General features: G+C 50.2%; 12 protein-coding genes. 5 read left to right on the forward strand and 7 right to left on the reverse strand.

Features of this window, described 5'->3' with window-relative positions:
- The first annotated feature begins 53 nt into the window (after positions 1 to 53).
- Positions 54 to 2,402: a DNRLRE domain-containing protein gene (locus ACJJIF_RS11550; RefSeq protein ID WP_444928499.1), complete on the forward strand. Its 2,349-nt coding sequence runs from the start codon at positions 54 to 56 to the stop codon at positions 2,400 to 2,402.
- A gap of 383 nt (positions 2,403 to 2,785) precedes the next feature.
- On the forward strand, positions 2,786 to 5,059 hold the full coding sequence (gene katG, locus ACJJIF_RS11555; protein WP_444928500.1) for a catalase/peroxidase HPI: 2,274 nt from the start codon (positions 2,786 to 2,788) through the stop codon (positions 5,057 to 5,059).
- A gap of 77 nt (positions 5,060 to 5,136) precedes the next feature.
- Here katG and ACJJIF_RS11560 read toward each other — a convergent pair whose 3' ends face one another.
- Entirely contained in the window at positions 5,137 to 7,344 is a 2,208-nt protein-coding gene (locus ACJJIF_RS11560; protein WP_444928501.1) for a S9 family peptidase, read from the reverse strand.
- A gap of 443 nt (positions 7,345 to 7,787) precedes the next feature.
- Between ACJJIF_RS11560 and ACJJIF_RS11565 the strand changes: the two genes are divergently transcribed.
- Entirely contained in the window at positions 7,788 to 8,252 is a 465-nt protein-coding gene (locus ACJJIF_RS11565) for a hypothetical protein (RefSeq protein WP_444928502.1), read from the forward strand.
- A 124-nt stretch (positions 8,253 to 8,376) separates the two neighbouring features.
- Here ACJJIF_RS11565 and fghA read toward each other — a convergent pair whose 3' ends face one another.
- Positions 8,377 to 9,231: an S-formylglutathione hydrolase gene (gene fghA / locus ACJJIF_RS11570; RefSeq protein WP_444928503.1), complete on the reverse strand. Its 855-nt coding sequence runs from the start codon at positions 9,229 to 9,231 to the stop codon at positions 8,377 to 8,379.
- Positions 9,232 to 9,245: 14 nt separating this feature from the next.
- Positions 9,246 to 10,379 (reverse strand): S-(hydroxymethyl)glutathione dehydrogenase/class III alcohol dehydrogenase, encoded by a 1,134-nt coding sequence (locus ACJJIF_RS11575; RefSeq protein WP_444928504.1) that lies wholly within the window; start codon positions 10,377 to 10,379, stop codon positions 9,246 to 9,248.
- Between the two features lie 385 nt (positions 10,380 to 10,764).
- Here ACJJIF_RS11575 and ACJJIF_RS11580 point away from each other — a divergent pair, with 385 nt between their 5' ends.
- The gene (locus ACJJIF_RS11580) at positions 10,765 to 11,007 is read left to right on the forward strand and encodes a DUF6868 family protein (protein ID WP_444928505.1); all 243 of its coding nucleotides are present in this window, start codon (positions 10,765 to 10,767) and stop codon (positions 11,005 to 11,007) included.
- Positions 11,008 to 11,100: 93 nt separating this feature from the next.
- Here the strand turns inward: ACJJIF_RS11580 and ACJJIF_RS11585 are convergent, their stop codons facing one another.
- The 3 genes from ACJJIF_RS11585 to ACJJIF_RS11595 form a co-directional block, all read right to left on the reverse strand.
- Positions 11,101 to 11,676, reverse strand: coding sequence for a PhnA domain-containing protein (locus ACJJIF_RS11585; protein WP_444928506.1), 576 nt, complete (start codon positions 11,674 to 11,676; stop codon positions 11,101 to 11,103).
- Between the two features lie 199 nt (positions 11,677 to 11,875).
- Positions 11,876 to 12,292: a CBS domain-containing protein gene (locus ACJJIF_RS11590; protein WP_444928507.1), complete on the reverse strand. Its 417-nt coding sequence runs from the start codon at positions 12,290 to 12,292 to the stop codon at positions 11,876 to 11,878.
- Between the two features lie 72 nt (positions 12,293 to 12,364).
- Complete coding sequence (locus ACJJIF_RS11595; protein ID WP_444928508.1) at positions 12,365 to 12,793, reverse strand: Hsp20/alpha crystallin family protein; 429 nt, start codon at positions 12,791 to 12,793, stop codon at positions 12,365 to 12,367.
- Positions 12,794 to 13,084: 291 nt separating this feature from the next.
- Here ACJJIF_RS11595 and ACJJIF_RS11600 point away from each other — a divergent pair, with 291 nt between their 5' ends.
- On the forward strand, positions 13,085 to 13,522 hold the full coding sequence (locus ACJJIF_RS11600) for a host attachment protein (RefSeq protein ID WP_444928509.1): 438 nt from the start codon (positions 13,085 to 13,087) through the stop codon (positions 13,520 to 13,522).
- Between the two features lie 57 nt (positions 13,523 to 13,579).
- Here the strand turns inward: ACJJIF_RS11600 and yihG are convergent, their stop codons facing one another.
- Positions 13,580 to 14,482, reverse strand: coding sequence for a 1-acylglycerol-3-phosphate O-acyltransferase, YihG family (yihG, locus tag ACJJIF_RS11605; protein ID WP_444928510.1), 903 nt, complete (start codon positions 14,480 to 14,482; stop codon positions 13,580 to 13,582).
- Between the last annotated feature and the right edge of the window lie 26 nt (positions 14,483 to 14,508).

Consider the following 14,508-nt stretch of genomic DNA (forward strand, 5'->3'; position numbering starts at 1 on the left):
TCTTTCGGTGTGCTGCACTTTCAAATAATAACCACTACTTACAGGAATCCCCCATGAGACGATTCTTAAGCACTGCTTTTGCTATCTCGACTCTATGCCTGGCAATAGATGCCAACTCAGCGAGCAAATATCACCGATTGGCCTGGGATGGCGATGCCTCCACCCGTGCTGTTATTGGATTTTCACCGAATGGCAACAGTAATAACCCCTACCTTAAATTTGGTTACTCGACCAATGAAAATAGCTGGAATACACAACTGGTAGATTCGGAGCATACCTTCGACGGTAGCTTGAAAAGCTATTTTGTTAGGCTGGAAAATTTACCCGCAGACTCCCCCGTATACTACCGAGTCTGCGACCAGAATGGCTGCGGTGATCGATTCTGGTTTAAAACCGCCCCGGCCGAAGAAGCCCCCTTTGTAATCGTTGCTGGCGGTGACACCCGTACCGGGCACACAACCCGGCGCGAGGGTAATGAACTACTCGCCAAAATTCGTCCGCTGGCCGTTATGCATGGCGGTGACTTTACCAATGCCAACAGCGCCTCGGAGATGGACGAATTTCTACAGGATTGGACCCTGACTTACTCCGATGATGAAATTGACGGTTATAGCTATCAACGTATTTACCCGTTAATTCCCACCCATGGCAATCATGAGGATGACAACTACTCCACCATCTGTCAGGTGTTTGGTGTCGACTTTAATAGCGATGGCAACTGCAACCCCAGCGATACCTATGGCGCGGTACAAATCTCCCCCCTATTGCGGGTCTATACACTCAACAGCCAATTTCAGGAGAGCGGCTGGTCATCCTATGCCACCGCGATGAATAACTGGCTGGAAAATGATTTAACCACAGCTGGCGCCTATAGCAGCTGGCGTTTTGCCCAGTATCACAAACCGATGTTTCCCCACTACAGTGGCAAGTCCGATAACCCCACACTATTTAACTGGTGGGCGCAGCCCTTTTATGACTACGCCATGAATCTGGTAGTCGAGTCAGATACCCATTTGACCAAGCTCACCGAAGTGGTTGCCCCCGGTAACAGCGATTTTTTCACGAGTGACTCTGGAGGCACTGTCTATGTCGGTGAGGGGAGCTGGGGAGCCCCTGCCCGCTCGGCCAATGATGCCAAATTTTGGACCATTGATATGGCCAGCATTCAGCAATTTAAAGTGATCCAAGTCGACGTCGATACGCTGACGGTCCGCACAGCCCAATTTGATGACAGCGCCAGCACCCTGACACGCGAAGAGCGTGCGGATAATCCCCTTGTGCTACCCGAAAACATCAACTGGTGGAGTGCTAATCGAATTGGTGAAGCCATGGCTCTCGCACAGAATAGTGCGGGCAGAAGTGTCATTGTCGAAGATGGCGGAGGCAGTGGTGAGCTGTCACTAGCGGTGACTGATGATAGCTTTATTTCATCCCGCTACGCCTCCAGTAATTTTGACGGAGACGCGGACGGCCTACTGGCAGATGGTAGTGATAGTACTTATGGAACCCTTTACTCATTAATTAAATTTGATCTCTCCAAGCTTACCAATTGTTCAGCGATCGGCTCGGTTGAACTGGAATTAAATATTACCAATACATCCAGCAATCAGTACGGCATTTATCTGGCTACATCCGACTGGAGTGAAGATTCTGTCACTTGGAATTCAGTCGGCGGATCGGCGGCACTCTCACAGTTGGCAACTAGCTTTACTCCTTCGTCTAGCGGCAGACAAACCCTAGACTTGAGTAGCTCGACACTTCTGGATAGCTGGCTAAATAATGGAAATACCGGCCTGGTTATTGCCTCATTAAATGGCAGTAATGGTGTAGATTTCTCTTCAAAAGAAACCGGGCTCGCACCAGCACTCAGAGTTGCGGCGGATTGCAGTGGCAGTGTCGGTGAAGAGATATCCCAAGTTGCCTCCGACGATGCCTTTATTTCATCCAGAAAGGAGGATGATAATTTTGACGGTGACAGTGCCGGACTCCTCGCCGATGGCAGTGATTTAATCTACGGTACGCTATACAGCCTTATTCGCTTTGATTTGTCCGAGTTAAATTGTCACCAATATCAGGAGGCGATCCTGGAGTTGAATGTCACCAACACTTCCCATAACAGCTATGGCATCTACATAGCAACACAAAGCTGGCAGGAGGAGTCAGCCACATGGGATTCTGTCGGCGGTAGCTCAATGCTCGGACTGCAAGTGAGCAGCTTTACCCCCTCTTCCAGCGGCCGGCACCAGATTGATTTGGGCGCCTCGGGAATTATTGACAGCTGGCTAAACAATAACAACTACGGCCTGGTTATCGCCTCAGAGGGCGGCATTAACGGCCTGGATATCAGCTCTAAAGAAAGCGGACAGAGTCCACTTCTTACCCTGCACACCCTATGTAATTAATACCTTGAGGGCTCCCCTAAGGGGAGCCCGTGTATCGCAATTTGTGTCCCTCTCGATAACCCGCACAAATTTTACGCCAAAAAAAGAGAGCGGTTTGGCGAAAGCTGTCTAAATTCAGTGATACATCAACCGCTCCCATCTCGGACAATTCCAATATTTTCAAATAATACGTATTGATTAGTTTTATCAATCCACCTTATAAGCTCCTTTTAGTCTCAGTATTTTCAAACTCATATATTATTAAGCTGACAGTTATATTAACCATCCAGTAAAAAACTGAATAAATAGCTAAAACAGCTTCAGAGGTAGTAACGTCCGCTATTTCACCATCCAACAAATAGCGAGTCAGGGAATAGATCAGCGATCTTGTGGAGACACTCTCAATGCTCATAAAAAAAAGTGGTAGTGGTATCGCATTAATCATCTCAATATTTATTATCGCGCCAGTTTATGGCGCAGATACCCAAGAGGAAGTGGTTACTGACCCGGTTACTCTTGAAGGGGCGGTAGAGGGCCAGCCAAAATCCAATCGATTTTGGTGGCCAGATCAGCTGGATCTACGCCCGCTCAGACAGCACTCCCCAAGATCCAATCCAATGGGTGACGACTTCGATTATGCCGCCGAATTCCAAACCCTAGACCTCAAAGCGGTAAAACAGGATATCGAAACACTACTCAAAACCTCCCAGGACTGGTGGCCGGCAGACTACGGCCACTACGGCCCACTGATGATCCGCATGGCCTGGCACAGCGCCGGCACCTATCGGATTGGCGACGGTCGCGGCGGCGCCCGTGGCGGCCAACAGCGTTTCGCCCCCCTTAACAGTTGGCCCGATAACGCCAACCTGGATAAAGCCCGCCGCCTGCTCTGGCCTATCAAGCAGAAATACGGGCGCAAGCTATCCTGGGCCGACCTTATGGTACTCACCGGCAATGTCGCACTGGAATCCATGGGTTTTCCCACCTATGGATTTGCCGGAGGCCGGGTAGATGACTGGGAGCCGGATCTGATTTACTGGGGCCCCGAAACCAAGATGCTCGCCGATGAGCGCTACAGCGGTGAGCGCGAGCTGGACAGGCCCCTGGGGGCGGTGCAAATGGGCCTTATTTACGTCAATCCCGAGGGCCCCAATGGCAATCCCGATCCGCTGGCTGCCGCCAAGGATATCCGGGAAACCTTTGCCCGCATGGCTATGAATGACGAGGAAACTGTAGCCCTGATTGCCGGAGGCCATACCTTTGGCAAGGCTCACGGGGCGGTGAAAGTCAATTGCCTCGGCCCTGAGCCCGCCGCAGCTCCAACCGAGCAACAGGGGCTCGGCTGGAAAAATAAGTGCGGCACAGGAAATGCGGGCGACACTATGACATCCGGCCTGGAAGGGGCCTGGTCTGTGGCTCCGGTCAACTGGAGCCAGCAGTATCTGGACAACCTGTTTAAATTCAAGTGGGTCAAAGAAAAAAGCCCAGCCGGTGCCGTTCAGTGGGTTCCCGCTGATCCCAATGCCGCCAATCTGGTGCCCGATGCTTTCGATAAAAACAAGCGTCACGCGCCCATCATGTTTACCACCGATTTATCGCTGAAGTTCGACCCCAGCTATAAGAAAATTGCCAAACGCTTCTATGAAAATCCAGAAGAGTTCCAGCGCGCTTTTGCCAGGGCCTGGTTTAAGTTGACCCATCGGGATATGGGTCCTCGCGCGCGCTATTTGGGCGCTGAGGTCCCCGCCGAGGATTTAATTTGGCAAGACCCTATCCCCAAAGTGGATCACCCGCTAATTGACAGTGAGGATATCGATAACCTCAAAGCAAAAATACTCGCAGCCGGCCCTAGCGTTCCCGATCTGGTTAGGACCGCCTGGGCCTCGGCCTCAACCTTTCGCGGTTCAGATTTTCGCGGTGGTGCCAATGGTGCGCGGCTTCGCCTGGCCCCACAAAAAGACTGGCCGGTAAATGATCCCAATGAATTGTCACGGGTACTGACAGCTCTCGGAAAAATCCAACAGGCGTTTAACCGCGCTCAGCCCGGGGGCAAAAAAGTCTCAATGGCAGATATTATTGTGCTTGGCGGTGCGGCGGCCATTGAAAAAGCCGCCGCCCAGGGCGGGCACAAAATTGAGGTGCCTTTTACACCTGGACGCAGCGACGCCTCCCAGCAGCAAACTGATGTCAACTCTTTTGCGGTATTACAGCCTCTGGCCGACGGATTCCGCAACTACTACGGCGATGGTTACGGAAGGACACCCACAGAGCTATTGGTCGATAGAGCCAGCCTGTTAACGCTGAGCGCACCTGAGATGACCGTGCTTGTCGGCGGAATGCGCGCTCTCAATGCGAATACACACGCCTCGCAGAATGGCGTATTGACTCAGCGCCCCGGTACACTGACTAACGATTTCTTTGTCAATCTGCTCGATATGTCCACCGTCTGGTCCAAGTCGGCAAAATCACAGGGAATCTATGAAGGAAAAGACCGCAAAAGCGGCCAAGTGAAATGGACCGCCACTCCGGTCGATCTTATTTTTGGCGCAAACTCTGAATTGAGGGCAGTAGCAGAAGTTTATGCGGCCAGTGACGGCGCAGATAAATTTGTTAAAGATTTTGTAAAAGCTTGGAGCAAGGTGATGAACCTGGATCGAGTTGATCAACCGCATCTATAAGAACAGTAAACACCAATAGCAGAGCAAGAAAAAACCGAGGCTAGCCTCGGTTTTTTCTTTGACAGGTTAGCCGGGCATTAATCCTGCCCCTTTAAATGCCGATCAAAAAATTGCTTAATCATGCTGTATTGGTGGATACGAGTCTGCTTGCCGCGCAAGCTATGTTTCTTGCCGGGATAGGTCATTAATTCAAATTGCTGACCGTTATCCTGCATTTGCTTGACGAGTTTGGTGGTATTGGTAAACAGCACATTGTCATCGGCCATCCCGTGATAAATCAGCAATTCACCCTGCAAGTCCTTCGCATAGGGGAATACCGAAGAGGCCTGGTAGGCATCTCCATCCTGATTTGGATTGCCCATATAGCGCTCAGTGTAGTGAGTATCATAGAGTGTCCAGTCGGTAACCGGCGCACCCGATACCCCCGCCTTAAAATAGTCAGCGGCTTTGAACATACTCATCAAAGTCATATAGCCACCATAACTATGGCCGTAGATACCGATATTATTCTGATCGACATAAGGCAGGGTACGCAAAAATTCAACACCGGTAATTTGATCTTCTACCTCAGGAGATCCCATCTTCTTAAAGATCGGATTCTCAAAAGAAGTACCGCGGTTGGCGGAACCACGGTTGTCCAGGGAGAAAACAATATATCCCTGTTGCGCCATATACTGGTTAAACAGTTTATCCCAGCTGTTGGTCACTACCTGAACATGCGGACCGCCATAGACAAACACCATAACCGGGTAGCTTTTGTTCGCATCAAAGTCGGCGGGTTTATATAAACGGTAATAAAGCGCCTGCCCATGCGGCGCCTCGATGCTGCCAAATTCTGGGGCAATCCATTGATCCTTATACGGGTAAAGGGGATGGTCGCGATTGACTGCGTTCTCCTCAAGCCAGGTAACCCTCTCTCCTGTGACGCTGTGCAGGCTTACCTGGGGAGGCGTACTAACATTGGAAAATTTATCGATATACCCAGAGGCATCCTCGGAAAACTCAATAGCGTGCATACCACTACGCTGTGAGATTTTTTCAATATCCCCCTTTCCGTGTAGGGAAACTGCATAGAGGTGCCGTTCGGTGGGAGTATCTTTGCGAGCGGTGAAATACAGGCGATTGCTCTTTTCATCAACCGCCTCCAATTCATCGACCACCCAATTTCCGGCAGTCAGTTGCGCCTGCAATTTACCACTTAAATCATATTTATACAGATGCTTAAAACCGTCCCGCTCCGATGACCAAATAAACGCATCACTGTTTTCCAGAAAGTAAAGGTCGTCACTCAAGTTAACCCAAGTGTCGCTGGATTCAGTCAGCAGTGTGCGGGTTTTCCCTGTGTCTAGATTATAAGCGCGAAGTGCCAGCTTTTGCTGATCGCGGGATTGCCACTGGAAGGTTAACAGATGGTCGCGGGCCCACTGTACCCGGGGAATATAAATATCCTGGCTCTCTCCCAGGTTGATCCAGCGGATATCCCCCGAATCAATATCGATAAGACCGAGGCGGATTTTCACATTCGCGCGGCCAGCGGCAGGGTAGCGCTGCTGTATCATCTCGATGTGATCCGCATAAATTTCACTGCGAGTAACTCGATCAACGGGAGACTCATCAACCTGTAGAAAGGCAATATGCCGATCATCCGGTGACCACCAATAACCGCTCATCCGGCCCATTTCTTCCTGGGCAACAAACTCGGCCATACCATTTTTAATATGTTCATCGCCGTCGCTCGTCAGCTGCTTTTCCTTACCGGTGTGCAAATCGACAATAAAAATATTCTGATCGCGAATAAATGAAACAAAGCGTCCCTCTGGAGAGACCTTTACATCGGTTTCAAAGGTTTCCGTTGCCGTCAACCGGCGCGAAGATCGGTCTTTGAGGTCGTAATAGTAGATATCACCGGCCAGGGGGAATAATAGTGCCCGGCCATCCTCTGACCAGCTGTACTCCATAATGCCACTGCCGTAAATTCGCTGGCGCTCTCGCCTGGCCTTTTCCTCATCCGAAAGCGTTTCGCTGCCACTGTGCAGGCTGTCGGAGTTGACCAGTACCCGGGACTGACCCTCTTTCAGGTTGTACTCCCAGAGATCGTAGCGGTTGTAATCTTCCGCTCGCCCCCTGAGGAAAGTTACCCGCTGGCCATCGGGAGAGTACTCCAGAGCCCGGGGAGCGGTGCCACTCAGGGCAGGATCGGAGAATAATCGTTCAATGGTCAGTGGCTCTGCAGAACCTATTCCTGCAAATGTACAGCCAAGTAGTGCAAGCAGTGTTTGTTTCATGAGGAAACTCTTTATATTAGATATTGTTGGCAAATCACTTACCACGTTGCTATCTGGGGAATACTTAGGGGCCTCTAGCTGATTGCGTTTATCAGTGCGACTCTCGGAACCGTCCCAACGGGCGGGCACAGCGGCTTATGCCCCCGCTTTTAAAAGATGCAGATTTTCTACTAGTGGCACCGCACTGTGGATGGCTCTGATCAATAGAGACATCACAAATTTCTGAGGCCCCCGGCAAATGCAACTATATTGTGGATATAGCAAACCGTAGTGGGATTCTACAACGGAACCCTCTGAGATATGCAGCACCTCACCACCCGAGCGTTGAGCGCAAACAATCCTGCTGCCATAGCCACCCTTTACAAATATTTACTCTGCTTAACCAACATTTGTGGTTAGCTAATGTCGTACTTAAGCTTTTATCAAAACATGGGGTAACAATAGTGAAGATCCATCTGTTTGCATCTGCCGCTGTGGTATTCGTCGCCGCAGGCTGTAGCTCTACGCCGGAGATCCCCACTACTGAGTCGTTTATTACAGATATCACCGAACTGGGCCACCGCCGCTTTACCTATAAGGCCACCATAGGATCTGGCCCTAAAGGCGGCAGGCGCGGTGCTCCGAGTGGTGGTGGCCCCGGTGGTGGTGGCCCCGGTGGTGGTGGCCCCGGTGGTGGCGGTCCCGGTGGTGGCGGTCCCGGTGGTGGTGGCCCCGGTGGTGGTGGCCCCGATAATGGTGGCGGCCCCAGCGGCGATAGTCCGAAAAGCGTGAAGAGAGTTGCAAGACAGAGAATGGAACTCCTACTGAACGAAAGTGGTTTCTGTCCCAATGGCTGGTTCCTGATCGAACAAACTTTTGACCAGAACAGAGCTGAGATTATTGGCGAGTGCCGGGCAGCCACACGTTAGGCCCATACTTCCAGCCTAAACCGCACATCTTTGCCCGATGCTACTTTAGTAAGGACATTCCCCCTTAGGCAAATAGTCCCTCAGATTTTCTCTGAGGGACTCACTCCACTGCCCTGGGCCGCTATCAACTATGCCCGCTTAATAAAGCATCCGCATGGAATCTGAGGTGCTCTTCAATAAAGGTAGCAATAAAATAGTAGCTGTGGTCATAGCCAGCATGGCGCTCTATCCGAAGTGGATAACCACTGGTCTCCGCCGCTGTTTGCAGGGCGTGGGGCCTCAACTGCTCCTCCAGAAACTGATCCTGCTCCCCTTGGGAAACCAAAATCGGGGGTTTCTCTATAGCGCGCCCCATTAGCACAGTTGCATCGTATTGTTCCCAGCTCTGAACATCTGCCCCCAAGTAGGTTGCCAGCGCCTTCTCTCCCCAGGGGCAAGCAATCGGGTTGCAAATTGGGCTAAAAGCAGAGATCGATTGATAGCGCTGGGGATTTCTCAGGCCGATAACCAAAGCACCGTGACCTCCCATAGAGTGTCCACAGATACTGCGTCGGCCACTGGTGGGAAAATGCTGTTCAACCAGGTCTGGAAGTTCATCGACAATGTAGTCATACATTTGATAGTGCTGCTTCCAGGGCGCCTGGGTTGCATTCACATAAAAGCCCGCGCCCTGCCCCAAGTCGTACCCCTGATCATCCGCCACACCCTCTCCCCTGGGGCTGGTATCCGGTATCACCAGGATAATTCCCAGCTCCGCAGCGATTCTCTGGGCACCAGCCTTTTGGCTAAAGTTTTCATCCGTGCAGGTTAAACCTGATAACCAGTAGACGACGGGATACTTGCGCTGTGTATTTCCCTCTGCATCCTGTGGCAGAAAAATGGAAAAGACCATTGAGCAGCGGAGCACACTGGATTCATGCCGGTAACGCTGCTGTAAACCGTCAAATGACTTGGTGCTACTAAGCAATTCAATCGACATTTTAACAGCCCCTATCAAGCTTGCTCGAAATGAATAACGCTGCGAATACTCTTACCTTCGTGCATTAAGTCAAAGGCATCATTAATTTTCTCCAGAGGCATTGAATGGGTAATAAAGTCATTCAATTTAAATTCTCCGGCCAGATAACGCTCGACGAAAGCGGGCAGCTCAGAGCGGCCCTTTACACCACCGAAGGCAGACCCTCTCCAAACGCGCCCGGTAACCAATTGGAATGGTCGAGTGCTGATTTCCTGCCCAGCGCCAGCCACACCAATAATGATGGATTCTCCCCATCCCTTGTGACAGGCCTCCAGCGCAGCCCTCATCAAGTTGACATTACCCACACATTCGAAAGAATAATCCACACCGCCATCGGTGAGTTCGACAATCACTTCTTGTATCGGCTTATCATAGGCCTTGGGATTGATACACTCAGTAGCTCCCAGCTGCTTTGCCAGCGGGAACTTGTCCTCATTAATATCGACACCAATAATCCGCGAGGCCCCGGCCATCTTGGCACCAATTATGGCGGATAAACCAATCCCCCCCAGGCCAAAAATTGCCACACAGGAGCCCGCCTCAACCTTGGCGGTATTGGTCACAGCGCCGATGCCAGTAGTCACACCACAACCCAGTAGACACACTTCATTCGAGGGCGCTTCAGGGTTAATTTTAGCTACCGATATCTCGGGAAGGACGGTGTACTCCGAAAAGGTGGAGCAACCCATATAGTGAAAAATCGGTTTTCCATCTACAGAAAATCGTGTCGAACCATCGGGCATTAGACCTTTGCCCTGAGTGGCCCTAATCTTCTGACATAGATTGGTTTTTCCCGAAAGACAAAACTTGCACTCGCCACATTCGGGGGTGTATAGGGGAATAACATGATCTCCCACAGATACGCTGGTCACCCCCTCTCCAACAGACTCAACAATACCCGCCCCCTCATGACCGAGAATTGCCGGAAACACCCCTTCAGGATCATCTCCCGACAGAGTAAATGCGTCGGTATGGCAAACCCCTGTGGCATGTAATTTCACACGAACTTCGCCCCGTTGCGGAGGCATCACATCGACCTCCTCAATAACCAAACGCTCTCCGGGTCCCCAAGCTACAGCGGCTTTACAGCGGATTGTTTCTGCACTCATTTTCAAGTCTACCTTTCGTCATTCGCTCCAGTGGAGCCCAGCATAGCCCCCCGACACTATTGGTGCAAAGCGAGACGCTAGCAACTGGGTAGAATTGGCAAAAATGAAATACTATCGCCAAAAATTTTAATATTGATAAGCTACCGTAAGGATACTCACCCAGCGCTCACCTATGCTAGCACTCGGCGAAAAAAGGAACAGAGGACAATAGCGGTATTATATAATCTGGCCGAGTGGCTTGCGGAGTCGTCCCCGCTCGATAGATCACCATTTATTCGACGATAAATGCCTGAGCCCAGGTAAGTCCAGGGAACTTTTGCAAGCTAGTGGCATCACGGAATTATGCAGAGACTCCCTAAGGATTTTATACGAGAGGCAAGCATCTATGGAACTTGAAAATCTAACGCTACTTTTGGGTTGGGCTTCGGTGATAAATATAGGAATCTTACTGCTATCCACTCTCGGGCTTGTCTGCCTGAGAAAGCCAATTACCCGAGTGCACGCACGAATATTTACACTTAACGAGCAGGATTTGGGTCGGGCATACTTTCAGTATCTGGCCCAGTACAAAATCGCCATTCTCGTTTTCAATATTACGCCCTACTTTGCGCTAAAAATTATTAGCTAATCAGTAAAGTCGAAAATATTTTTTGAGCATAAGAAAGGCAAACTTTCTTATGCTCAATATTTCAGGCAGACGCAGATAAATTGGTGATACTTATCAGCCGCTCTTTTTGACAAACTTTGTCAGAATAACAATTCTCTGTCCCTCGACTCGCCCTTCAATATGTTCGGGGTTATCGGTTAGGCTGATACCGCGCACAGCCGTCCCCCGCTTTGCCACCAGGCTGCTGCCCTTTACATCCAAATCCTTGATAATAACCACGTTATCTCCAGCTTGTAGCTGAACACCATGGCTATCCCGGTGGATCACCAACTCCCCAGCCTCTGGGATCACCCCGGCCTCCGCCCAGGCCAGTAGATCGCCATCCAGATACAACATATCAAAGAGATCTTGAGCCCAAGTCTCTCCGGACAAGCGCTTCAGGATACGCCACGCCAGCACCTGAATTGCCGGCTCGGTACTCCACATAGACTCTGACAGGCACTGCCAGTGAGCGCTGTCCAGTTGTGCTGGATTCTCCAGCTGATCCCTACAGGTCTGACACAATAATACAGACGTATTTGGGTAACCCTCTGACTGGGGTACGTCATAAACGGCCAGGCCATCTTCTGCTTTACACAATTCGCACTGATTGCCACTGCGTTGCACCAACTGCTCCTGAGTCACAGCCATAAGTAACCTCAAAAAAAGTGGGGATTATACGACTGATTACTCCTCTACGCCTCTCCAATAGCTGTTATTTACCGAGTATCGGGATCGGTGGTGAACACAAGCACTAGGAAAGTTCTGAATAAAGCCCACTAACGCTCAAATATTGACCGCAGTCGCCCGCACTATTGGCGACTGCGGAGCTTGTGGATTAATGGCCCGCTCAGTGGTGTGAAGAGACCGCTGCGGCGAACTGCCCGCCTTGCTTACTGGCAATAGCACTGGTGATATCCCCCAAACTGAGAATACCTACCATGCGTTTTTCACTGTTGAGTACCGGCATTCTGCGCAACAGCTGCTGCTCCATTTTGTGTACCGCAGACAGGAGATCATCCTCCTCCCAGCACCATTCAATGCCCTCGGTCATAACATCCCGGGCAAACAGTGAATCGAGATTGCCTCCCTGAACCACACCGCGACAGACAATATCTCTATCGGTCACCATACCCACCAGTCTGTCATTTTCACCGATGGGCACAGCGCCAATATCTTCATCCCGTAAAATTTTGGCCAATTCCTGTAATGGCGTATCCGGGGAACACCAAGTGGCGCCCCCATGCATTGCGTGTTTAACTTTCATAGGTCAGTCAAGCCTCTTTAGCCAGCGGTCACAAAGAGTGAAAGTCATCCCCTGCACTCTTTACGCCAGTAATCAGTGCACTTCAATCCGCTTTCTCTGTGGCGGGCGCCCCTCATGCTTTGGTACCGTTAGAGTGAGAATGCCATCTTTGAAATTTGCATCAATCTCACTTTCTCGAACATCTTCACCAAGATTGAAGCTGCGCAAGAATTTGCCGTAACGGCGCTCCTGGCGAAGTACGCGGCCTTCCTTTTCCTCCTTAACTTCACGGTGCACCTCGGCCTCCAACGTCAGGACGCCACTCTCCAGAGTTACACTGATATCATCCTTACCCACTCCCGGCAGCTCGGCACTAATCTCATACATATTCTTGCGTTCACTCACATCGATACGCGGAGAAAAGAACCCCTCGCGCTCAGAACCGATGGCGCGGCTGGGTGAGAGCATCTGTTCAAACATATTGTCGAGGTCTAATAGGGAACCTCTGGGGATTAGACTCATATCCACAACCTCTTGTTACTCAAGACACAAATGGCACCAGAAAAATTTAGTGGACCGATCTTGCGCCCGTTACATCTTAAGTAAATTCTAGGAAATACTGTGACAAACGGATGGATTAAATGCCGATAAAAACCATTACAAAAGGAATAGATAGGATTTTTTATATTTCGTTTATTTATAAAATAAAACACACCCTCGCCTCTATCATCCGGGGGTATTCCCCAACCCGGGTTCGTGGCCAATAGCCCCATTGACTAGGATTAAAGAAGGCAGTTAAACGAGGATAGGCTTATGGCTTTAGCATGGGTCCTTGTGGCTAACCAGTCCCAAGCGCGAATTTTCGAAGCCAGCAAACGCGCGGGAAATCTCAATGAAATCCAGGCACTCCTCCACCCAGAATCGCGCCTCTCCGGTAGAGATGTGGAGAGTGACGCTCCCGGACGCAGTTTCGATAGCCATGGACAGGGAAGGCATTCGGTCGGCAACTCTGCGGCACTACACCGTCGCAGTGGGGAGAACTTCGCCAGGGAAATCGCGCACACCCTGGAGAGGGGAAGACAGGAGGGTCAATACGAAAAACTGTATATTGTCGCGGAACCCTATATGGTTGGCAGCCTGAGAGATGTACTGAAAACACCAACCCGGGCAACCATTGCAGGAGAAACCGGAAAAAATCTGGTGGCATGTGAGCCCGAAGAAATTCGGGCGCAGCTTCCAATTTGGCTGTAGTCGCCGTACGCACTGTTCAACCTGGAGAGGCTTATAAAGCCTCTCTCAACACTTAACTCAGGTCTTGCTATTTGTCAGCAACTTATCAATCAAGGCATCTTTTTCTATCCACAAGTTATTGACCCAACGATTGAATTCCACACGAAACTCCTGATTGCTGGTGTAGTCCGTTTCAAAAAATCGGCTGGGCAACTGAATCTGCTCCACCCGGACCACCACTCTTTTTAATTTTCCGGAGAGAAAATCAGTAAAGCTCGGCACACCATCCGGATAGACAATAGTGACGTTCAGCAATTGATTTAACTGCTCTCCCATACAGTGCATAGCAAAGGCTATGCCACCGGATTTTGGTTTCAGCAGGTGCTTAAATGGCGATTGCTGCCTCTTGTGCTTCTCCTCACTGAACCTTGTCCCTTCCAGGAAATTCATAATACTGGTGGGCATCAGTTTAAATTTTTCACAAGACTTTCTGGTTGCCTCGAGGTCCTGACCGCGTTTTTCCGGGTGTTTCTTCAGGTATTCTTTGCTGTAGCGCTTCATAAAAGGAAAGTCCAGCGCCCACCAACACAAGCCTATCACAGGGACCTTAATCAGCTCCTGTTTAATAAAAAACTTAAGCAGAGGAATTTTACGATTAAGAATTGACTGCATCACAAAGATATCCGCCCAACTTTGGTGGTTGGCAGTTACCAGATACCAGCCATTTTTATCCAGGTTATCGATACCCTCGATATCCCATTGAGCTCTTTGGGTCAGAGACATCCAGCCTTTATTCAGGGTTATCCACATTTCCGCCCAGAAAATAAAAAACTCAGTAAAAAACCTTCGCAAGAAAGCAAATGGCAGGATTAAGCGGAAAAAAGCAAAGAGCAATACGGGAATCCCGCACACAAGCGTATTTGCAGCCAACAGTAATGAAGATAGTAACAAAAGAAAAAATGAAGGGAGAAAATTGAACATCGAACTCTCTATTTGTTTAGAGGGGG

This window comes from Microbulbifer regidiadema (SeqCode) (genome assembly GCF_052467605.1).